The sequence below is a fragment of the Streptomyces sp. NRRL F-5126 genome (assembly GCF_000721265.1).
Taxonomy (GTDB): domain Bacteria; phylum Actinomycetota; class Actinomycetes; order Streptomycetales; family Streptomycetaceae; genus Streptomyces.
The window spans coordinates 52,327-74,152 of sequence record NZ_JOFZ01000003.1 but is presented as its reverse complement, the minus strand read 5'-3'; the positions used below and the strand labels follow the sequence as shown (position 1 = coordinate 74,152).

Annotated in this window: 18 protein-coding genes; 12 read left to right on the top strand and 6 right to left on the bottom strand. The window is 73.3% G+C overall.

Features of this window, described 5'->3' with window-relative positions:
• Positions 1-22: 22 nt before the first annotated feature.
• Complete coding sequence (locus tag IH48_RS0106810; RefSeq protein ID WP_030900476.1) at positions 23-1,792, bottom strand: 3-hydroxyacyl-CoA dehydrogenase family protein; 1,770 nt, start codon at positions 1,790-1,792, stop codon at positions 23-25.
• Positions 1,793-2,117: 325 nt separating this feature from the next.
• Between IH48_RS0106810 and IH48_RS0106805 the strand changes: the two genes are divergently transcribed.
• A complete protein-coding gene (locus tag IH48_RS0106805) occupies positions 2,118-2,711 on the top strand; it encodes a HEAT repeat domain-containing protein (RefSeq protein WP_030900474.1) in 594 nt (197 codons plus the stop codon).
• Here IH48_RS0106805 and IH48_RS0106800 read toward each other — a convergent pair.
• The 3 genes from IH48_RS0106800 to IH48_RS0106790 form a co-directional block, all read right to left on the bottom strand.
• The gene (locus IH48_RS0106800; RefSeq protein WP_234434162.1) at positions 2,660-3,259 is read right to left on the bottom strand and encodes a GNAT family N-acetyltransferase; all 600 of its coding nucleotides are present in this window, start codon (positions 3,257-3,259) and stop codon (positions 2,660-2,662) included. The two genes, IH48_RS0106805 and IH48_RS0106800, sit on opposite strands and share 52 nt — an antisense overlap.
• Positions 3,256-3,663 (bottom strand): RidA family protein, encoded by a 408-nt coding sequence (locus IH48_RS0106795; protein ID WP_030900469.1) that lies wholly within the window; start codon positions 3,661-3,663, stop codon positions 3,256-3,258. Before IH48_RS0106795 ends, IH48_RS0106800 begins: the two co-directional genes overlap by 4 nt.
• 70 nt (positions 3,664-3,733) lie before the next feature.
• Positions 3,734-4,825 (bottom strand): Rv2578c family radical SAM protein, encoded by a 1,092-nt coding sequence (locus tag IH48_RS0106790; RefSeq protein WP_030900467.1) that lies wholly within the window; start codon positions 4,823-4,825, stop codon positions 3,734-3,736.
• A 171-nt stretch (positions 4,826-4,996) separates the two neighbouring features.
• Here IH48_RS0106790 and IH48_RS0106785 point away from each other — a divergent pair, with 171 nt between their 5' ends.
• The 3 genes from IH48_RS0106785 to IH48_RS0106775 all read left to right on the top strand — a co-directional run bounded on the left by IH48_RS0106785 (position 4,997) and on the right by IH48_RS0106775 (position 9,030).
• Positions 4,997-5,464, top strand: a complete 468-nt coding sequence (locus tag IH48_RS0106785) for an SRPBCC family protein (protein WP_030900465.1) — start codon at positions 4,997-4,999, stop codon at positions 5,462-5,464.
• A gap of 298 nt (positions 5,465-5,762) precedes the next feature.
• Positions 5,763-8,207, top strand: a complete 2,445-nt coding sequence (locus tag IH48_RS0106780; RefSeq protein ID WP_030900462.1) for an MFS transporter — start codon at positions 5,763-5,765, stop codon at positions 8,205-8,207.
• Positions 8,208-8,364: 157 nt separating this feature from the next.
• A complete protein-coding gene (locus tag IH48_RS0106775) occupies positions 8,365-9,030 on the top strand; it encodes a PAS domain-containing protein (RefSeq protein ID WP_030900460.1) in 666 nt (221 codons plus the stop codon).
• Here IH48_RS0106775 and IH48_RS0106770 read toward each other — a convergent pair.
• On the bottom strand, positions 9,011-11,590 hold the full coding sequence (locus IH48_RS0106770) for a polysaccharide lyase family 8 super-sandwich domain-containing protein (protein ID WP_030900458.1): 2,580 nt from the start codon (positions 11,588-11,590) through the stop codon (positions 9,011-9,013). The genes IH48_RS0106775 and IH48_RS0106770 overlap by 20 nt on opposite strands.
• Before the next feature lie 234 nt (positions 11,591-11,824).
• On the opposite strand from IH48_RS0106770, the gene IH48_RS0106765 reads away from it, so the two are divergent.
• From IH48_RS0106765 to IH48_RS0106730, 8 genes are all read left to right on the top strand, one after another.
• Positions 11,825-13,669: a phospholipase C gene (locus IH48_RS0106765; protein ID WP_030900456.1), complete on the top strand. Its 1,845-nt coding sequence runs from the start codon at positions 11,825-11,827 to the stop codon at positions 13,667-13,669.
• A 155-nt stretch (positions 13,670-13,824) separates the two neighbouring features.
• A complete protein-coding gene (locus tag IH48_RS0106760; RefSeq protein ID WP_030900455.1) occupies positions 13,825-14,238 on the top strand; it encodes a cold-shock protein in 414 nt (137 codons plus the stop codon).
• 157 nt (positions 14,239-14,395) lie between these two features.
• Entirely contained in the window at positions 14,396-15,229 is an 834-nt protein-coding gene (locus IH48_RS0106755; protein WP_030900453.1) for a M55 family metallopeptidase, read from the top strand.
• Positions 15,222-16,565, top strand: a complete 1,344-nt coding sequence (locus IH48_RS0106750; protein ID WP_030900450.1) for a M20/M25/M40 family metallo-hydrolase — start codon at positions 15,222-15,224, stop codon at positions 16,563-16,565. Before IH48_RS0106755 ends, IH48_RS0106750 begins: the two co-directional genes overlap by 8 nt.
• An 11-nt stretch (positions 16,566-16,576) precedes the next feature.
• Entirely contained in the window at positions 16,577-18,589 is a 2,013-nt protein-coding gene (locus tag IH48_RS0106745; protein ID WP_030900447.1) for a prolyl oligopeptidase family serine peptidase, read from the top strand.
• Positions 18,586-19,530: a S66 peptidase family protein gene (locus IH48_RS0106740; RefSeq protein ID WP_030900444.1), complete on the top strand. Its 945-nt coding sequence runs from the start codon at positions 18,586-18,588 to the stop codon at positions 19,528-19,530. Before IH48_RS0106745 ends, IH48_RS0106740 begins: the two co-directional genes overlap by 4 nt.
• 74 nt (positions 19,531-19,604) lie before the next feature.
• Positions 19,605-20,237 (top strand): AAA family ATPase, encoded by a 633-nt coding sequence (locus IH48_RS0106735; protein ID WP_030900443.1) that lies wholly within the window; start codon positions 19,605-19,607, stop codon positions 20,235-20,237.
• Between the two features lie 46 nt (positions 20,238-20,283).
• Positions 20,284-20,847 carry a GNAT family N-acetyltransferase gene (locus IH48_RS0106730; RefSeq protein ID WP_030900440.1) on the top strand — a complete coding sequence of 188 codons (564 nt, stop codon included), beginning with the start codon at positions 20,284-20,286 and terminating at the stop codon, positions 20,845-20,847.
• Between the two features lie 75 nt (positions 20,848-20,922).
• On the opposite strand, the gene IH48_RS0106725 is transcribed toward IH48_RS0106730, so the two are convergent.
• The gene (locus IH48_RS0106725; RefSeq protein ID WP_030900435.1) at positions 20,923-21,765 is read right to left on the bottom strand and encodes a LysR family transcriptional regulator; all 843 of its coding nucleotides are present in this window, start codon (positions 21,763-21,765) and stop codon (positions 20,923-20,925) included.
• Positions 21,766-21,826: the final 61 nt, after the last annotated feature.

Genomic DNA, 21,826 nt, shown 5'->3' with positions numbered 1-21,826 from the left:
GGCACTGTGTGCCGTAGACCCCTCACCTGTGTGCGTACGCCCGGAACCCGCGGCCCGTCTTGCGGCCCAGGAACCCGGCCGCCACCAGGTGTTCGAGCAGCGGCGCCGGAGCGAGCCCCGGATCGCGGAACTCACGGTGCAGCACGCGCTCGATGGCGAGTGAGACGTCCAGCCCCACGACGTCGAGCAGCTCGAAAGGACCCATCGGGTACCCGGCGCCCAGCCTCATGGCGATGTCGATGTCGTCGGCGGTCGCATAGTGGTCCTGCACCATCTTCACCGCGTTGTTCAGGTACGGGAACAGCAGGGCGTTGACGATGAAGCCCGCCCGGTCGCCGCAGTCCACCGGGTGCTTGCCCGCCGCGAGGGCCGCCCCGCGGACCGTCGCGTGCGCCGCGTCCCCGGTCAGGACGGTGCGGACCACCTCGACGAGCCGCATCGCGGGCGCGGGGTTGAAGAAGTGCATCCCGGCCACGTCCTGCGGCCTGCCGGTCGCCCTGGCACACGCGATCACCGGGAGCGAGGACGTCGTGGTGGCGAGCACCGCGCCCTCGCGGCAGACGCCGTCCAGCGTCCTGAACAGTTCCCGCTTCACCGAGAGGTCCTCGGCCACCGCCTCCAGCACCAGGTCGGCCCCGCCGAGGGCGTCCGGCGCACCGGCGGGCGCGACCCGGGCGAGCACGGCGTCCGCGATGTCCTCCGACATTCTCTTCTTGTCGACAGACCGACGAAGCGACTTGGCGATACGTTCCCTGGCGGCCGCCGCCTTGCCCGCCGTACGCCCCGCGAGGACGACCTCGTGGCCGGACTTCGCGAAGACCTCGGCGATACCCGCCGCCATCGTCCCCGAACCGGCGATGCCGACCGTGCGCACACCCGCCGGTGCGGCGGCCCCCGCGGCGCCCGGAGCCGCGCCGCCAGGACCGGTGCGCTCGCCGTCGGCGCCGTACGCGTAGAAGCCGCGGCCCGCCTTGCGCCCGGTCAAGCCCGCCTCGGACAGCTGGCCGAGGACCGGCGCCGGCGCGTGCAGGCGGTCGCCCGACGCGTCGTACATCGCGTCGAGCACCGTGCGGGCGGTGTCCACGCCGATCAGGTCGAGCAGCGCGAGCGGGCCCATCGGCAGGCCGCAACCGAGCCGCATCGCCGCGTCGATGTCGTCACGGGACGCGTACCCGGACTCGTACATCGCCGCCGCCTGATTGAGGTAGCAGAACAGCAGCCCGTCGGCGACGAACCCCGGCCTGTCGCCCGCCGCGATCGGCTCCTTGCCCAGGTCGCGCGCGAGGTCCGTGACCGTGTCGAGGGCGGCGCGCGAGGTGAAGGCCGTACGCACCACCTCCACGAGACGCATCACCGGCGCCGGGTGGAAGAAGTGCATGCCCACCACACGCTCCGGATGCCTGGTGCCGGCCGCGAGACGCGTCACCGACAGCGCGTTCGTGCCGGTGGCGAGGACCGTGCCGGGCCGCACCACGTCGTCCAGGGCGCGCAGGACGCGGCACTTGTCCTCGTACGACTCGGGCACCACCTCGACGACGAGGTCGGCGTCTGCGGCGGCGCGCACATCGGTGAAAGTGCGCAACCCGGCGATCGCGGCGCACCGTTGATGTTCCGTCAGGTCGCCGCGGCGTGCGGCGCGCGCCGTCGACGCTTCGAGGGCGGTCGAGGCGCGCGCGGCGGCCTCGGGGTCGGTGTCGATGCCGATGACCTCGCGGCCCGCGAGGACCAGGGCCTCGGCGAGGCCCGTGCCCATGGTGCCGAGGCCGACAACGGCGATGGTGGAGATGTCCATCAGGGACTCCAGGGGAAGCGGCTGCCCGGCACGCCCGTGGCGCGCCGGAGGATGCCGACGGACCCTGTCCCGTGGTCGCGTCGCGAAAGCGGCATGAGGTGCCGAGAGGCAGCGTGCGCCGCCCGGTCACTCGGGGCGGTGACGCCGCCGTGCGCCGGCTGTCGCCGACGCCGTGGGCGCCGAACCGACGGCGCCCCGGGCGGCTGCGTCACCGGCCGCCCGCTCATTTGAGGTTAACCGACCGGTAACGAGCGCGCCAGACCCCGGCGCCGGACTTCCCCGTGTGCCCTGCGCCACCCGCCGGCCACGGATACGCTCACGGCACATGAACGCCTTGGACGGTACGGACGCCTCGGACGCCGACTTCCTCGACCTCGCCGACCGGGTACGCGAGGAGTCACGGGGTTCGTCCACCTGCGACGACCTGCTGCGCACCCGTGACGCCGAAAAGCTCGCCACCGTCCTCGTCGCGCCCCGACAGCCGCTCTGGGCACGCGAGATCGCCGCCTACCGGCTCGGCTGCGCCCGGGACACGCGCGCCTTCGAAGCGCTGGTCCTGCTGCTCAACCACCGCGACCCCGAGCGCTGCGTCGCCGCTTCCCACGCCCTCGCGCGGCTCGGCGACCCGCGCACCCCGCGCGCGGCCGCCGCGCTCGCCACCAACCCGCTGCGCACCGCCTACGCCCTGCACCCCGTGCGCCTGCTGGCGCGGCTGCGCGCGCCCGAGTCCGTACCGGCACTGATCACGGCTCTCGACGGGCTGCTGGCTCCCGGCGAGCCGCACTGGCGCGTCGCGCTCGCCTGCGTGGAGGGACTCGGCGCACTGGGAGACCGCCGCGCCGCGCCCGTGCTGCGCGCCGCGCTCGGTCATCCGCGGCTGGCGGCTGCCGCGGGCCGCGCGCTCAACTCCCTCGCGTAACGCACCTCTGGCACCGGCACCCCCGCGTACTCCTGCGAACTCCCCGCGCCGTCGGCCGCGAACCCCGCCAGTCCGTAGAAGCGGCGCGCCCGTGCGTTGCCGGCCGCCACCCACAGCCATATGCGCGCGGAGCCCGCGTCCACGGCCCGAGCCACCACCTCGGCCATCAGAGCCCGCCCCACGCCGCTCGCGACGTGGCCGGGCCGCACGTAGAGCGCGTACAACTCCGCCGTGCCCGCCGGGGCGTCCTCGTCCCTGGCCGGCCCCCAGCAACCCCAGCCGACCACCTCTCCCGCACGCTCCGCGACGAGGTTGACGACCCGGTCACCGGCCGCGAGGAACTGCGCACGCCGCACGGCGGTGTCCGCCTCGACGCTCATCGCCTCCAGGAACGCGCGCGGCATCATCCCCTCGTACGCGAACCGCCAGCCCCCCACGCGCACCGCGGCCACCGCCGCGCAGTCGCCGAACCCCATCGCGCGTACGCGGACGCCTGCGGGGGAGTGCACGCCGCCTTCCGCGGCGGACGGGACGGCGCGCGCGGTCACCGGCCGTCCCCGCCGACCACGGCGAACGCCTCGATCTCCACCAGCAGTTCCGGCCGTATCAGCGCCGCCACCTGCACGGCGGAGCTCGCCGGCGGCCGTGCCGGATCGATCACCGCGTCACGCGCCGCCCGGACGGCGGGCAGGTGTGCGACGTCCGTCACGAAGAAGGTCAGCTTGACGACATCGGTGAAATCGGCGCCCGCGGCGGCCAGGCAGCGGCGCAGGTTCTCGAACACCTGCCGCGCCTGGGCGGCCGGGTCGCCCTCCCCGACGACGCGGCCCTGCTCGTCGAAGGCGCACTGGCCCGAAACGGCGACGAAGGTGCCGGAACCCATGACGACGTGGCTGTAACCGCTGCCGGGCGCGACGCCCTCCGGTGCGGTGAGATGTGTGAGACGGCTCATCGGGCCATCCTCACCGACGCGGCCGCCGGACCTCCACGGGATTTCGGCGCCCTTCGCGCGGACCGGCGCGTCACAGGAGGGTCAGCTGCTGCGGCCCCGACCCCGGCCCCGGCTCCGGTACGGCCGTGACATCACCGGCGCGCCCGGCGGCCGCGGATGTGCCGCGCGGGGAGCGGCCGCGCGGTCCTATCCCGTACGCGTCGGTCAGCTCGTGCACCGCCCTCGTGACCCGGCGCTGGTACCACTTCGGCGCGTACGCGCCGCCCGCGTACAGCCGTTCGTAGCGGTCCACCAGCCCGGGGTGCCGGCCGCGCAGCCACGCCATGAACCACTCGCGTGACCCGCCAGGCCGCAGGTGCAGCGTCAGCGGGGTCACGGAGGAAGCGCCGGCCGCGGCGATCGCCCGTACGGTCGCCCGCAGTTGGTCCGGGCTGTCGCCGAGGAACGGCAGCACGGGCGCCATCAGCACCCCGCAGTCCACGCCGATCCCGGCCAGCGACCGCACCACGTCGAGCCGGCGCTCGGGCGCGGGGGCGCCCGGCTCCACCGCACGCCACAGCTCCGCGTCGGTGAAGCCGACCGAGACGGACACGCCGACGTCGCACACGCGCGCGGCGTCCCTCAGCAGGTCGAGGTCCCGGAGGATCAGCGTGCCCTTGGTCAGGATGGAGAACGGGTTGGCCCTCTCGCGCAGCGCGGAGATGATGCCGGGCATCAGGCCGTAGCGGCCCTCGGCGCGCTGGTAGCAGTCGACGTTCGTGCCCATGGCGACGTGCGCGCCCTGCCAGCGCGGCGACGCGAGGTCCCTGCGCAGCAGCTCCGGGGCGTTGATCTTGACCACGATCTGGGAGTCGAAGCCCTCGCCCGTGTCGAGATCCAGGTAGCTGTGGGTCTTGCGTGCGAAGCAGTAGACGCACGCGTGCGAGCAGCCCCGGTACGGGTTCACCGTCCAGTCGAACGGCATCCGGGACGCGCCCGGCACCCGGTTGAGGATCGACCTGGCCCTGACCTCGTGGAACGTGATTCCCGCGAACTCAGGGGTGTCGAAGGTCCTCGTCGTGACCGCGCTCGTGGCGAAGAGCGGGGCAGGCCCGCCTGCCCCGCCCGCGGTGGAACCGGGCGCGTCCGCGGCGGGTCCGTCGGCCAGATTGTCCCAGCGCATGAGGTCCTCCTCGGTAGTGCTGGAACGAGAATAGAACAAATGTTCCCTTGATCGTGCGGGTGACATGCCGTATCCCGCATCCGGCGAGCGCGACCCCGATTTGGGCCGCGGGTGCGCGGGTGGTTGGCTTGGCGGCGTCCCACCCAGGAACCGACTGCTGGAGGAACAGCCATGGCGCAGGTCGAAGCCACGACGGAGCGGGTCATCGCGGCGAAGGCGGAAGACGTGTTCGACGCGCTGGCCGACTACAAGGACACGCGGCCCACGCTGCTGCCCGCGAACTTCAGCGAGTACCAGGTGCGCGAGGGCGGCGACGGTGACGGCACGCTGGTGCACTGGAAGCTCCAGGCCACCAAGAAGCGGGTGCGCGACTGCCTGCTCGAGGTGACCGAGCCGTCCGACGGCCAGCTCGTCGAGAAGGACCGCAACTCCTCCATGGTCACCACCTGGGTGGTCACCCCCGCGGGTGAGGGCCGCTCGAAGGCCGTCGTCACCACGGTCTGGGACGGCGCGAGCGGCGTCGGCGGCTTCTTCGAGCGCACCTTCGCGCCCAAGGGCCTCGCCGCGATCTACGACCAGGTCCTGGCCAAGCTGGCGCAGGTCGCCGAGAACAAGGCCCCGGGCGGCGCCTCCGCCTGAGCACCCCCGGTCAGCGCGGTAGTCGCCCGAGTCACCGATACGGGTGGATTTCCCGCCGGGATCTCGTGACACTCCCTCGGCGCGCGCCCCGGAGAAAGCCCCTGATGGGCGCCCCGGCGCACGCCTGAACGGGCAACGCGCCCCCCTCGTCCCCCGTTTCGGGGTCACTTCATTCGCTTGCTCCCGCTTGGCGCGCAATGCGAAGAATGACGCCGCGCAGGTGTGACGAGGGGAGCAGTACGTGGGCGGCACGACCACTCTGGTGAAGGACGCGGCGGACGACGCCGGGCACGGTCACATGCCCGCGCCCGAAACCGCGAGGGCACAGGTACCCGCGGCGGCCGCGCAGCCAGAACCCGCGCCGGCGCACGCCGGCGAACAGGCCCAGGACCGTGCGGCGCTCGACCCGCGCCGGGTACGCCTCGTCTTCGTCGGCCTGATGCTCGCGCTGCTGCTCGCCGCGCTCGACCAGATGATCGTGGCGACCGCGCTGCCGAAGATCGTCGGCGACCTGCACGGGCTCGACCGGATGTCCTGGGCGATCACCGCCTACCTCCTGACGTCCACGGTCGGGCTCCCCGTCTACGGCAAGCTCGGCGACCTGTTCGGCCGCAAGGGCGTCTTCCTGTTCGCGATCATCGTCTTCGTGATCGGCTCCGCCCTCTGCGGCTGGTCGCGTTCGATGAACGAGCTGATCGCGTTCCGCGCCCTTCAGGGCGTCGGCGCGGGCGGCCTGATGATCGGCGTGCAGGCGATCATCGGCGACATCGTGCCGCCCCGCGAACGCGGCCGGTACATGGGCCTCATCGGCGGCGCGTTCGGTCTCGCGTCCGTCGCGGGGCCGCTGCTCGGCGGGTTCTTCACCGATCACGCCACCTGGCGCTGGTGCTTCTGGTTCAACGTCCCCTTCGGGCTCGTCACCTTCGCCGTCGTCACGCTCGTACTGAAGCTGCCGAAGCGCACCACCAAGGCCAGGCTCGACGTGCTGGGCGCGCTGCTGCTGACCGCCGCCTCCACCTGTGTGGTGCTGCTCACCAGCTGGGGCGGCACCGAGTACGCCTGGGGCTCGCGCGTGGTCCTCGGCCTGGGGGCGGGCGCGCTCGGGGCGGCTGTGCTGTTCATCGTCGTGGAGCGGTTCGCCGCCGAACCCATCATCCCGCTCAGGCTGTTCCGCGACGCCGTCTTCAACGTGTCGGGCCTGATCGGCGCGGTCATCGGCGTCGCGCTCTTCGGCGCGGCCAGCTACCTGCCCACCTTCCTCCAGATGGTCGACGGCGTCAGCGCCACCGGCTCCGGGCTGCTGATGCTGCCCATGATGGGCGGGGTCGTCATCGCCTCCGTCGTCTCGGGGCAGCTGATCAGCCGCACCGGGCGCTACCGCATCTATCCGGTACTGGGCAGCGCGGTCTCCGCCGTCGGCATGTGGCTGCTCTCCCGCCTCGACGCCCACACCTCGCACCTCGCCACCGGCGCCGCGCAGGCGGTGCTCGGCGTCGGCATCGGTCTCGTGATGCCGGTGCTGGTGCTCGCCGTGCAGAACTCCGTGCGCCCCGCCGACCTCGGGACCGCCACCAGCGCCAACAACTACTTCCGCCAGATCGGCGGCAGCGTCGGCGCCGCCGTCTTCGGCACTCTGTTCGCCGGCCGCCTCACGGACGCACTCGCCCACCGGCTTCCCTCGGGCGGCGGCCTGCCGAACGCCGAGTCCATCACGCCGCAGATGGTCCACGCGCTGCCGCGCGCGCTGCGCGACGCGTACGTCGAGTCGTACGCGGACGCCATGCCGCGGATCTTCCTCTACCTCGTGCCGGTGCTCGTCCTCGGCCTGTTGATCGCCTTCTTCCTCAAGGAGAAACCGCTGGTGTCCCACAACGCCCCCACCGTCGAGCCCGCCGACATCCCCGCCGCGCGCAACGCCGCGCCCGGGCAGCAGCCCCAGATGTACGCCGCTCCCGCGCCCACCGTGTCGGCACCCGTCCACGGCGGCGGGGTCGCGGTCTGCGGCACCGTCCAGCACTACGACGGCACGGTGGTGCCGCGCGCCGCGCTCACCCTCATCGACGTGCAAGGCCGGCAGATCGGCCGGGGCGCGAGCAGCGAGGAGGGCCGCTACGCGCTGACCGTGCCGGGCGCGGGCTCGTACGTGATGATCGCGGCGGCAGGCGGCCACCAGCCGCAGGCGGTCACGGTGACCGTGGGGGACCGCCCCGTCGACCTGGACGTGGTGCTCGGCGGCGCCGGGCGGCTCGCGGGCGCGGTGGTCACCGCGGACGGCACCCCCGTTCGCGATGCCGCCGTCACCCTCACCGACGTGCGCGGCGAGGTCGTGGCCTCCACCCGCAGCGGACGTGAGGGGATGTACGTGATCGGGGAGCTCGTCGCGGGGGAGTACACCCTCGCCGCGAGCGCGCCCGCCTTCAGGCCCGCCGCCCTGCCGGTGAGCGTGCAGTCGTCCCGCGAGACCCGGCAGGACGTCGAACTCGCCGGCGGCGCGGTGCTGCGCGGTACGGTGCGGGCGGCAGGCGGGCGCGCCGTCGAGGACGCACGCGTCACCCTGCTCGACGCGGCAGGCAACGTCGTCGACACGCTCACCACGGGGCCCGACGGGACGTTCCGCTTCGTCGACCTGTCGTCCGGCGAGTACACGGTGATCGCGGCGGGCTACCCGCCGGTCGCCACGGTGCTCCAGGTCGCGGGCGGCGGACGCACGGAGCGCGACCTCCAGCTGGGACACGAGGACTGAAGCGGCCGGGCGGGGGTTTGACTGAAATTCAGTCAAGCCGACGGCTGGTCAGAGGCCGGACACCTCTTCCCCGATTGCCCCACAAAGGGCCCGGCCAGGGCCGTACCGTGGTGGGCAGGGCCGCGGACGACGGCGGCACGGAAGGAGTCCTCTCCCCATGGACAGTGGTTTTCCGCCGGCTCTGCCGCACCGGATCGCCGCGGCCGGGCGGATACCGCTCGGCGTGGCCGTCGTGGACCGGCACGGCATCGTGTCGCACTGGTCGGCAGGGGCACGGCAGCTTTTCGGCCACTCCGCGCCCGAGGCCGTGGGCCGGCTCGGCGGCGACCTGATGCCGGTCTCCGGGGGCCTCGCCGCCGCCGAGCCCTCCCGTGCCCACGATGCCGCCGCCCACGGCGCGGGCGGGACCCGCGCACCCGCCCACCCGGCCGCGGGGCGCGCGACCGTCCACGCGCCCGACGGCGCCAGGACCGACATCCTGTGGTGGACCTACCCGCTGGGCGCCGCCCGCGGCCACCTCGTACTGGCCGCCGACGGCCGCGGGCTGACGCGCGGCGGATCGCCCGTGTCGCCGTCGGGCCCGCGCGTCATGCCGGGCTTCGCGCGCCACACCCGCTTCCCCGACGGGCGCGGGCTCGCCGAGAGGCTGCCGTCCATCATGCCGGCGATGAGCCGGTCCGAGGCAGCGCGCATCACCGCCCGTGTACTGGAACTCGGCTACCCGGTACTGGAGTTCAGCCACCATCAGGTTCCGCTCACGCCGGTGCGCCAGGTGCCGCGCCAGGCGGGGCGTGCGTGCGCCGTCAACGCAGCGTCGCTGTGAGGCTCCTGCCGTAGGCCTGCCGCGTGTCGGCCACGACGCGCGTGCCGCCGGGAACGCGCGACACCCGGACCCCCTCGTCCGCCGTGACCGCATCGAGCGGACGGCCCCGCAGGACGACCTCCACCCGGTCGCGCCGCGTGGTGGGGTCGGCCAGCGCGACGCTGACGCCGCCGCCCCGGCGCGTCCTGCGCACGAGCACGGAGGCGGGTCCCTCGACGCTGACTCCGGCGGCGCGGTGGGTGCCCGGGGCGAACACGTTCACCGCCGTCAGACCGAGGCCGCGGTGCTCGATCGCCTGCACGCGCCCGGTGTTGGCCAGGACGGCCACCTCGCGGCGCGCGCGGTACGCGGCCAGGGCGCGTTCGGTTGCGTGCGGCACGAGGACGTGCGCGGCCGTGAGGAGCGGCGCGCCCGCCGGCTGCTCGTAGGAGAGGGAGAACACCTGCTTGGTGACGGGCGTGTCGGGGTTGGCCGCCCGCACGAGGCGTCTGCTGTGCGTGACCGTCTCGAGGCCGGCGGTGGGGGAGGGGCCGTCGAGGAAGACGTAGCCGACTGCCGCGTTCGCCGTCTCGTCCGCGTACCGCAGCCACTCCAGGGGCGCGGGCCGGTCGTCCGGCGAGAAGGGCCTGTGGTCGCGGCGGCGCGCGGTGAGGGCGACGTCGGAGTCCGGGTCCGCGATCCGGGTGTCCAGCGTGGTGGACACCGCGCGTCCCGCCCGGTCGCCCGCCCCCGCGACGAGCACCACGATCTCCTCGTCCAGCATGAACCAGGACTTGGTGGCCTCCGCGCCCCGGTAGGCGACGAAGTCGCCCGGCAGTTCACCCGCCAGCTTCGCCGCGTAGTCGGCGTGCTGCCCCTGGACGAGCCCGGCCGCGCCGTAGCCGTCGAGGCTCGCGCCGCCCGACCAGAGCGCCGTGGTGCGTGGGAAGTACACGTAGGTGTTCTGCGACTCGGAGGACGACGTGAACCCGGCCGCCGGGTTGTCGTACCACTGCGTGCCGTACAGCTCGGGCACCGTGCGCCGCGTCTCGACGGGCGCGGTGACGCCGGCGAGGCGGTAGGGCGAGACGGCCGTCAAGTGGTCGGCGCCGAAGAACCGCGACTGGTCCTGTCCCGTGAGGTAGAGGTAGTGGGCCCCGTCGCCCTGGAACCAGGGCATCAGGTTCTCGCCGCTCATGTACTCGTACGCGCTCACCCGCGACGAGGAGCGCGCGAGGGCGAACGCGAACCCGGGGCGCCGGTGGACCGTCCTGTCCATCGCGCAGAACGCGGCGTTGACGGAGCCGGCCGCCAGGTCCGCCGCCGGCACGGAGGAGTCGGCGAGGATGTCCGCGTAGCGCACGACGGTGAGCGGAGACGCGAACGCGGCGGGGTCGACGGCCACCGGCGAGGCCTCGTGCAGGAAGCGCACGTACCCCTTGAGAGCCGTCGCGTCGGTTCCCCTCGCGGAGGCGCTGAGCACCACCGCGGCCTCCACGACGGCGGCCGTGTCCGCGTACCCGGACGTGGTGCGGGAGACGCCGCGTCCCTTGACGATCTCCATCATCCACCCCTCGAAGATCACCGGGGCGAACGAGTGCGCCAGCCATCCCCGTGCGACGCCCGAGACGGCGCCGGTGTCGAGGTACCCGGAGCCGCCGAGGATCGCGACGGTGTCGGCGATCCTGGAGAGCAGGTCCCTGCCGTACGAGCCGGTGTAGGCGACGGAGGCGTGCTGGAGGTAGGAGCCGTCCGCGTAGAAGCCGTCCGTCACCTGGTGGCGCAGGTGGTAGGGGTCGATGGTGGCGAGCACCGTCAACTGGTCGCCGACGGCCTTGGAGATGCGCGCGGAGTCGCCGAGGACGGCGCCCTGGAGGATCCGGTCGGTGGTGATGTCCGCGAGGTTGGCGCCGGTGTGGAAGCGCGAGTCGAGGTCGACGTCGCCGTCCTTGCCGTGGCGCAGGTAGCCGTCCATGGCGGCGACGTAGGACGCGGCGAGGCCGGGGCGGTAGCCGGCGAGTTGGCGCTCCAGCAGCACCAGGGTGCGGCTGACCTGGGCCGAGATGCCGATCTCCCAGTTGTACCAGTTGCCGTAGTAGCCCTTCGACTGGTCGCCGTAGTAGTCGTCGTACAGGCGCGCCAGCCCGTCGATCACGCGGTGCTGCACCGCGGTGTCGCCCCGCAGGCCCGTGCCCGCGGGGCCCGGCAGCCGGGTGGCGAGGGCGATCTCGCAGAGGTACTGGAAGGACTTGGTCAGGGCGGTGTCGCTGGTGCCGAGCGGCAGCCCGTGGAACAGCTCGGCCGTCCCGGCCGCGTCCAGCGCGGCGATCCGGGAGCGCGCGGTGGCCTCGACGGCGGCGAGTTTCTTCGCGGCCTCGGCGCGCGCGTTGCTCTCGGCGGTGCCGGCGAGCAGCGCGACGGTACTGGCGAGGACGGTGGCCGGATCGCCCGCCGCCGTCGCGCCGCCCGCGGCCTCGCCGCCTGCCGCCGGGGACAGCGCCCGGGCCTCGCCGGGGCCCGCTGCGGCCAGCAGGGCGCCCGCGGGGAGCGAGGAGAGCAGAGCGCGGCGAGAGATCGGCATGTCGACACTCCAGAGGCCGGCGGGATGCGTGGTGCCCCAACACCACAACCGTAGCTGGACATGTCAACCGCAGGCAGGGGGCGGTTTCCGCCGGGTGACGGCCGTGCGCGGCGGGAGGGAAGGAGCGCCGAACGCGGTACGGCGTCTGGATATGGCGCCGTACATCCGCCAGACTGCCCGCGTTCACCAGCATGGTGTCCATGCGTCACCCGCAACGATCGGAGGGTCATCGGAATGGGCCGTACAGGCAGGACAGCGCGCCCCCGTCGATGGTGCGCGTGGGCGGGGGTGGCCGCACTCGCCGTGCTGGGGGCGGCCGGCCCCGCGCACGCGGACGCGAGCGGGCACGGGCACGGCGCACGCACCGCCACGCCGGTGAAGCACCTGGTCGTCCTCTTCGACGAGAACATCTCGTTCGACCACTACTTCGCGACGTACCCGTACGCGACGGGTGAGGACGGCACGCCCTTCAAGGCCTCGCGCCACACGCCGAAGTCCATCGACAACCTGCGCACGGCGCACCTGCTCCACCACAACCCCAACCAGTACGCGCCCAAGCGGCTCGGCCCCGGCCAGGCAGTCACCTGCGACCAGCGCCACGACTACGACCGCGAGCAGTACGCCTACGACGGCGGCAAGGCCGACAAGTTCGTGCAGAACACCGACTCGGGCCGGTGCTCGGGCAACCTGTTCTACGAGCCCGGTGTCGTGATGGACTACTACGACGGCAACACCGTCACCGCCCTGTGGAACTACGCGCAGCACTACTCGCTGAGCGACAACTCGTTCGGCTCCGCGTACGGCCCCTCCACGCCCGGCGCGATCGAGCTCGTCTCGGGGCAGACGCACGGCGTGGTCTCCACCGACCCCACCTCGTCGACCGAGCACCCGAAGCGCACCGCGAAGCCGGACCCCGCCGCGGTCGCCTCGCCCGACGCGCACGGCGTCGGCACCCTCATCACCGACCCGGACCCCGCCTTCGACGACTGCTCCGACACCGACCACACCAGCAAGAGCTCGCTGGCGATGCTGACGGGCAAGAACATCGGCGACCGGCTCAACGAGAAGGGCATCAGCTGGGGCTGGTTCCAGGGCGGCTTCAGGCCGAGCACCCCGTGGGACGGCCAGGACGGCCACTACGCCAAGTGCGCCGGCACCACGCACGCCAACGTGGGCGGCGCCTCGGCCGTCGACTACAGCCCGCACCACGACCCGTTCCAGTACTACGCCTCCACGGCCAACCCGCACCACCTCGCGCCGAGGAGCGTCGCCGAGATCGGCCACGCGGGGCGCGCCAACCACAACTACGACCTGACGGACTTCGACGCGGCGCTCGGAGCGGGACGGCTGCCCGCCGTGAGCTTCCTCAAGGCACCCGCCTACCAGGACGGCCACGCCGGCTACTCCGACCCGATCGACGAGCAGCACTTCCTCGTCGGCCAGATCAACAGGATCCAGCGCTCGCCGCAGTGGAAGGACACCGCGGTCGTGATCGCCTACGACGACTCCGACGGCTGGTACGACCACGTCACCGCCCCCGTGACGAACGGCTCCAAGGACTCCACGGTGTCGTCCACCGGCAAGGCGACGGACAGCCCGATGTGCCAGGCGGGCCCGGCTGCCGCCGGCGGCTACCAGGACCGCTGCGGGCCCGGCGCCCGCCAGCCGCTGCTCGTGATCTCGCCGTACAGCAAGGTCAACCACATCGACCACACGAGGACGGAGCAGGCGTCGATCATCCGCTTCATCGAGCACAACTGGGGCACGCGCGACATCGGCGACCACTCCTTCGACCGGCGCGCGGGCAGCCTGCTGTCCATGTTCGACTTCCGCCACCCCAACAACCGGCAGACGCTGCTGAACAGCGACGGCTCAGTGCGCTCCGTCGGCCCGCTGCAGGAGGTGCGGCCCGTCAAGACGCACATCACCGGCCTGCGGGCGCAGGACGCGGCGATGCGGATGTCCACGGACGACGGCGCGGGCGCGCTCCCGTGGACCGCGGCCGGCATCGGCGCCGCTCTGGTGGTGGCCGCGGCGACGGCGGTGGGCCTGCGCCGTCGCGCAGGCACGCACAGGTGACACGATCCGCCGGGGAGCGGCACCAGCGCTCCCCGGCGGGACCTGCGCACCGGCTGCCTTCATCCTCGACACAGGGTGCGGTAGCGTGACGCCGGGTGGCGGGCGCGCGGTGATCCGCGGGCGGGTCACATGGCTGGGGTTGAGTGATGGGGTGCATGGTGGCAACGGGCAAGGTCATCCGCTTCGACACGGTCCGCGGCTACGGTTTCGTGGCCCCGAGCGGCGGCGGTGACGACGTCTTCCTGCACGTGAACGACCTCGTTGTGGACAAGTCCCTGGTCGGTCCCGGCGTGAACGTCGAGTTCGACATCGAGAACGGCGACAAGGGCCTCAAGGCCGCCCGCGTCAGCGTGCTGGACGACGACACGCCCGCCGGGGCCCCCGTCCGCCAGGCGCCGCGCTCGGCCGCGGACGAAGGACTCTGCGACGTCCTGTCGCCCCGCGAGTTCACCGAGGAGGTCACCGAGGCCCTGCTCGCCGCCGCGCCCGGCATCACCGCCGAGCAGATCGTGGCGATCAGACGCCACCTCGGGAAGCTCGCCGCCGACCACGGCTGGACCGAGGCATAGACCCACGCTCCCAGGAGCCACGCACCGGCCTCGCACGGCGCACACCGCCGTGCGGGGCCGGTGTGCGCCGTGCGGGCGCGCGAGTGTTCTACTTGACGCGTTCGACAACGACGTCGGTGGGTCACGGCCCCACTGGCCTGGGAGAATGGGGCGGTTCTTGAAGATCCTCATCAGTGCCGACATGGAGGGTGCGACCGGTGTGACCTGGCCGGCGGACGTCCTGCCCGGCACACCGCAGTGGGAGCGCTGCCGGGCGCTGTTCACCTCCGACGTGAACGCCGCGGTCCTCGGCTTCTACGACGGCGGCGCCGACGAGGTCCTCATCAACGAGGCCCACTGGTCCATGCGCAACCTCCTGCTGGAACGGCTCGACAGCCGCGCCCAGATGCTGACGGGCCGCCACAAGTCCCTCTCCATGGTGGAGGGTGTACAGCACGGCGACGTCGACGCCATCGCCTTCGTCGGCTACCACACGGCCGCGGGCACGGAGGGCGTACTCGCCCACACCTACCTCGCCAACTCCATCACCGGAGTGTGGCTGAACGGCAAGAGGGCCAGTGAGGGCCTGCTCAACGCGCACGTCGTCGCCGAGTACGGCGTCCCCGTCGTGCTCGTCACCGGCGACGACCTGACCTGCGTCGACGCCGACGGCTACGCGCCCGCGGCCCGCAAGGTCGCCGTCAAGGACCACGTGTCGCGCTACGCGGCCGTCTGCCGCACACCCGAGCGCACCGCCGCGGACATCAGGTCCGCCGCCAAGGAGGCCGCCGCGCTCGCCCACCGCCACGAGCCCGTCGACGGGGGCCCGTTCACGGTGGATCTCGAGTTCGACGCCGCCCACCTGGCCGACGCCTCGACGGTCGTGCCCGGCGTGGCCCCGAGCGGCGAGCGGCGCGTCTCCTACACGTCCCCGACGATGTACGAGGCGATCCGCACCTTCAAGGCCGTCACCACAATCGCCTCATCCGCCGTGGAGGAGCAGTATGGCTGAGACCGGGACCCCCGTGGTCGACCCCATCGACGGCAAGGCGCTCGACGAGGTGACCGCGTTCACCTCCGAGCTCATCCGCATCGACACCACCAACAGGGGAGGCGGCGACTGCCAGGAGCGTCCCGCCGCCGAGTACGCCGCCGCCCACCTCGCCGAGGCCGGACTCGAACCGGTCGTGCTTGAGCGCACCAGGGGCCGCGGCAACGTGGTCGCGCGGATCGCCGGAACCGACCCGTCGGCGGACGCGCTGCTCGTCCACGGCCACCTCGACGTCGTGCCCGCCGAGCCCGCCGACTGGAGCGTGCACCCGTTCTCCGGCGAGGTGCGCGACGGCGTGGTGTGGGGGCGCGGCGCCGTCGACATGAAGAACATGGACGCCATGATCCTCACGGTGGTCCGCGCCTGGGCCCGCCACGGGATCAGGCCGCGCCGCGACATCGTCATCGCGTTCACCGCCGACGAGGAGGCCAGCGCCGAGGACGGCTCCGGCTTCCTCGCGGACCACCACCCCGAGCTCTTCGAGGGCTGCACCGAGGGCATCAGCGAATCCGGCGCGTACACCCACCACGCGGGCGGCCTCGAGCTCTACCCGATCGCGGCGGGTGAGCGCGGCACCGCCTGGATGCGCCTCACCGCGCACGGCAGGGCGGGACACGGCTCCAAGGCCAACGACGCCAACGCGGTCAGCCGCCTCGCGGCAGCCGTAGCCAGGATCGGCGATTACGAGTGGCCGCTGCGGATCACCCCGACCGTACGCGCCGCCCTCGAGGAACTCGCCGCGCTCCAGGGCGTCGAGACGGGCTTCGGCACCGAGGGCTTCGACATCGACGCGCTGCTCGACCGGATCGGCCCGGCCAGGGAACTCGTCGAGGCGACTGTCCGCAACAGCGCCAACCCGACCATGCTGGACGCGGGCTACAAGGTCAACGTGATCCCGGGGCACGCGACCGCCATGGTCGACGGCCGCATGGTGCCGGGGGGCGACGAGGAGCTCATCACCACCATGGACCGGCTCACCGGTCCCGACGTGGACTGGGAGTTCGCGCACCGCGAGGTCGCCCTGCAGGCACCCGTCGACTCGCCGACGTTCGCCAAGCTGCGCGCCGCAGTCGAGCGGTTCGCCCCGGAGGGCCACACCGTTCCGTACTGCATGTCGGGCGGCACCGACGCCAAGCAGTTCTCCCGCCTCGGCATCACCGGCTACGGCTTCGCGCCCCTCAAGCTCCCCAAGGGCTTCGACCACGACGCGCTCTTCCACGGTGTGGACGAGCGCGTACCGGTCTCCGCGCTGCACTTCGGCGTCCGCGTCCTCGACCACTACCTCAAGACCGCGTGAAGGAGCCGTACATGGCCACCGCATCGCAGTACGGCACCTGGCCGTCCCCGATCGACGCGGCGCTCGCCGCCTCCCACGACGGCAGGCCCGAGTACCTCGGCACCGTCGGCGACGAGGTCTGGTGGACCGCGCCGCGCCCGGCCGAGGGCGGCAGGCGCGCCCTCGTGCGCAGGCGCGCCGACGGCACCGAGGAATCGGTGCTGCCCGCGCCGTGGAACGTGCGCAGCCGCGTCATCGAGTACGGCGGCCTGCCCTGGGCCGGCACACCGCGCGCCGCCGGCGGCCCGCTCGTCGTCTTCACCCACTTCGCCGACCAGCGCCTCTACGCGTACGAGCCGGACGGCGACGGGCAGCCGCGCCCGCTCACCCCGCTGTCGTCCGTCGGCGGCGGGCTGCGCTTCGCGGACCTGAGGATCCTGCCGGAGCGCGGCGAGGCCTGGTGCGTGATGGAGGAGTTCACCGGGCCCGCGCCGACCGATGTGCGCCGTGCCGTCGTCGCCGTGCCGCTCGACGGCTCGGCCGCGGAGGACCGCGGCGCGGTGCGTGAACTGTCCGACGGGCGCCACCGCTTCGTCACGGGGCCGCAGCTGTCGCCCGACGGGCGGCGCGCCGCCTGGATCGCCTGGGACCACCCCCGCATGCCGTGGGACGGCACCGAGGTCGTCCTCGCCGGCGTACCCGGCACGGACGGCCCCTTCACGGGCGCGGCCACCGTGCTGGGCGGCCCCGACGAGGCCGTCTGCCAGGTCGCCTGGGCCGAGGACGGCTCGCTGCTGTACGCGTCCGACCCCGGCGGCTGGTGGGAGCTGCGCCGCGTACCCGCGGACGGACTCGCCGACGCACGCGCCCGCTCCGTCGCGCTGCTGCCCGCGCGGGAGGAGGAGTTCGGCGGCGCCCTGTGGCGCATCGGCATGCAGTGGTTCGCGCCGCTGCCCGGCGGCAGGATCGCCGTCGTCCACGGCACGGGCACCAACGCGCTCGGCGTGCTCGATCCGGCGGCCGGCACCCTGACGGGCGTGCCGGGCCCCTGGACCGAGTGGTCGTCCACGCTCGCGGTGCACGGGGACACCGTCGTCGGGCTCGCGGCGAGCTCCCGCACCTCGGCCGAGATCGTCGAGGTCGACGCCGCTTCCCTGGAAGCGCGCGTGATCGGCTCCGCACACCGCGACGCCGTCGACCCCGCCTACCTCTCACCCGGCGAGGAGCGCGTCTTCACCGGCCCAGGAGGGCGGGAGATCCACGCGCACGTCCACGCGCCGCACCACCCGGACGTCACAGGACCCGAGGGGGAGCTGCCGCCGTACGTCATCTGGGTGCACGGCGGGCCCACCAGCCGCACGCCCCTCGTGCTCGACCTGGAGATCGCCTACTTCACCTCGCGCGGCATCGGCGTCGCCGAGGTCAACTACGGCGGATCCACCGGGTACGGGCGCACCTACCGCAACCGGCTGCGCGAGCAGTGGGGCGTCGTGGACGTCGAGGACTGCGCGGCGGTCGCCCTCGCGCTTGCCGCGGAGGGCTCGGCGGACCGCGCGAGGCTCGCCGTGCGCGGCGGCAGCGCGGGCGGGTGGACGACTGCCGCGTCCCTGACGTCGTCACTCGCGCGCGATGTCTGGGCGTGCGGCTCCATCAGCTACCCGATCCTGGACCTCGCGGGGTGGGCCACCGACGAGACCCACGACTTCGAGTCCCAGTACCTCGAATCGCTGATCGGGCCGCTCGCCGAGGTCCCGGAGCGCTACGCCGAGCGTTCCCCGATCAACCTCGTCGATGCCATCAAGGCGCCGTTCCTGCTGCTCCAGGGGCTCGACGACGTGATCTGCCCGCCCGCGCAGTGCGACAGGTTCCTCGCGGCCGTCGCGGGGCGCGGCATCCCCCACGCGTACCTGTCGTTCGAGGGCGAGGGGCACGGCTTCCGCAGGAAGGACACGATGGTGCGCTGCCTGGAGGCCGAACTGTCGCTCTACGCGCAGACGTTCGGCTTCGAGCGCGACGACGTCCCCAGGCTGGGGCTGACCACGTGAGCGCGCACGCCCCGCTCGCGCCGCTGACGCGGCCGAGGCGGCTCGTGCCGGGCGACCGGGTCGCCGTCGTCGCGCCGAGCGGCCCTGTGCCCGAGGACCGCCTCCAGGCCGGCCTGGACATCCTGCGCGGCTGGGACCTCGACCCCGTCGTCGCGCCCCACGTGCTGGACCGGCACCCGCGCTTCGGCTACCTCGCCGGCGAGGACGCGGACCGGGCGCGCGACCTGACGGCCGCCTGGTGCGACCCGGACGTGGCCGCCGTGCTGTGCGCACGAGGCGGCTACGGCGCCCAGCGCATGGTCGACCTGCTCGACTGGGACGCCATGCGCGCCGCCGGGCCCAAGGCGTTCGTGGGGTTCAGCGACATCACCGCGCTGCACGAGGCGTTCGCCACCCGGCTCGGCGTCGCCACCCTGCACGGGCAGATGACCTCCGCCGCCGTCTTCCTCAAGGACGCGGAGAGCCAGCAGCACCTGCGTGCGACGCTGTTCGAGCCCGAGTCCGTGCAGACGCTCGGCCTGCCCACGGCGCGCGCCCTGGTGCCCGGCCGGGCCAGGGGCATCACGCTGGGCGGCTGCGTCAGCCTCCTCGCGGCCGATCTCGCCACCCCGCACGCGCGCCCCTCGGCCGCGGGCGGGCTGCTGATGATCGAGGACACCGGCGAGGAGGCATACCGCCTCGACCGCATCCTCACCCAGCTGCTGCGCGCCGGATGGCTGGACGGTGTCGCGGGGATCGGCCTCGGGTCCTGGCAGGAGTGCGGACCCTACGAGGAGGTGCGCGACGTCTTCCTCGACCGGCTCGGCGGACTCGGCGTGCCGGTCGTCGAGGAGATGGGGTTCGGGCACGGCGACACCGCCCTGACCGTGCCGTTCGGGGTGCCTGCCGTGCTGGACGCGGGCACCGCGACCCTGACCCTCGAGGTGCCCGCGCTGACCTGATTCGTGCGGCGCGGGCCGTTCGCGCGCAGTGGACGCGGGGTGCGCCCCGCGTCCACTGCCGTAGGGTCGTTCCCATGCTTCTGTGGATCAACGGCCCCTTCGGCGGCGGCAAGACGCAGACGGCCTACGAAATCCAGCGCCGGCTGCCCGGGAGCGTCGTCTGCGATCCGGAGCACGTCGGATTCGGGCTGCAGCGGATGATGCCGGCCGAACTGCGGGGCGACTTCCAGGACCTGGAGGCCTGGCGTGCGGGCGTGCACGAGGTGCTCGACGTGACGCTGGCGAAGTACCCCGGCACGGTGATCGCGCCGATGACGCTGGTGGAGCCCGCCTACTTCAGGGAGATCGTCGGCGGACTGCGCGACGCGGGCCACGACGTACGCCACTTCGCGCTGCTGGCCAGGCGCGAGACGGTGCTGCGGCGGCTGCGGGAGCGCGGCCTCGGCCAGGTGATGCAGTACATCACCGGAAAGGAGGGCGCGCTGACGCGGGAGAGCTGGGCTGTGGGGCAGCTCGACCGCTGCCTCGAAGCGCTGGGCGGCGATGAGTTCCGCGAGCACGTGTGGACCGACCACGTGCCCGTGCAGTCGGTCGCCGACCGGATCGCCGCAGCCGCGGGCCTGCGCCTGCGGCCCAACACCGACGGCCCGCTGCTCGGCGGCGCACGCAGGGCGTTGACGGGCGTCAGGCACATCCGCCTGGACTGACGAAATCCCCTGTTCTCGCACGTCAATCGCGGTCTACGATGGCGCGATGCCCGACACCCGCGCCGCCGCCACCGCACTCGCCACCGGCGAGCGCACCTTCATCAGGCCCTTCCGCGGCGAGGACGCCGACGAGTTCTCCGCGTCGGCCCGCGAGAGCAGGCACCTGCACAGGCCCTGGCTCTTCCCGCCGGACCAGCCCGATGCCTACGCCGCGTACGCGACCCGGCTGAGCGACGACCGGGACCGCCACGGCTTCCTCGTCTGCTCGCGCTTCGACGGCAGGATCGCCGGGTTCATCAACGTCAACAACATTGTCATGGGCGCGTTGCGCGGCGGCGCGCTCGGCTACGGGGCCTTCGCGCACGCGGCGGGGCGCGGCCTGATGAGCGAGGGCCTCGGGCTGGTGATGGGGCAGGTGTTCGGCCCGCTGGGGCTGCACCGCCTCGAAGCGTGCATCCAGCCCACCAACACGGCGTCCATCGCGCTCGTGCGGCGCGCCGGGTTCCGCCTCGAAGGGTTCTCGCCCGACTTCCTGTTCATCGACGGCGCGTGGCGCGACCACGAGCGCTGGGCGATCACCTCCGACATGGTGCCGGGCGGCGCCTCCTGAGTAGCGTGGCCGACAGATTGATCAGTCCTGACCCGGTCGTATTCCGCGGCCGGCGCGTGCCGTGCGGGGCATCTCTCAAGGAAACGCCGCCGAGCCCGCGGAGGTCGCGGCGCGGACGAACGCGGCGACCCGGCGGGATACGGATGACAGGGACCAGGCGATCACGAGCGTGGCCGGCTCGGCGTCGGTGACCGGGCGGCTGACCGTGCCCGGTGGCAGACGGTCACGGACCGATTCCGGCAGCACCGCGACCATTCGGCCCAGCAGGACGAGCTGCAGCAGCTGGTCGGTGTCGGCGACGGGGTGGCCGGTCACGCCGGGGCGGGCCTCCGGCCAGCGGGGCTGGGGCTCGCCGTGCAGATCGGCCATGGACACCGTGGCCCGACCGGCCAAGGGGTGAGCGGCCGCAAGCACCACGACCTGGCCCTCGGTGTGCAGGTCGTCGCTGTCCAGGCCGCTCAGGTCGTTCTGCGGCCGGTGCAGCAGCGCGAGGTCGGCCCGGCCGTCCCGGACCATCGCGGCCCGTTCGCCGACGCTGAAGGCGAGGTCGACGGGGACAGCGCCGGGAGTGGCGGCATAGCGGTCCAGCATGGGCCGCAGCAGGTCGGCGTCACTGCCCGGTTTGAGCGCCAGGACCAGGCGGGGAGCGGTGGCGCCCGCCCGTTGCGCACGGCGCACCGCCGCGGCCACCGAGTCCAGCGCGCCGCGGCCCTCGGCCAGCAGCACCTCGCCGGCCGTCGTGAGGCGTACCTCGCGGCTGGTGCGTTCCAGCAGGGCGACCCCCATCCGGCGTTCGAGCAGGCGGATCGCCCGGGACAGCGGCGGTTGGGAGATACCGAGCCGTTGGGCGGCCCGCCCGAAGTGCAGTTCCTCGGCGACCGCGACGAAGTAGCGCAGTTCGCGGGTCTCGACATCCATACCCTCAGAGTATCGATCGGGACCAGGCCGGTCCTGGCCCGCGGCGCCGGGGAGTGGTCGG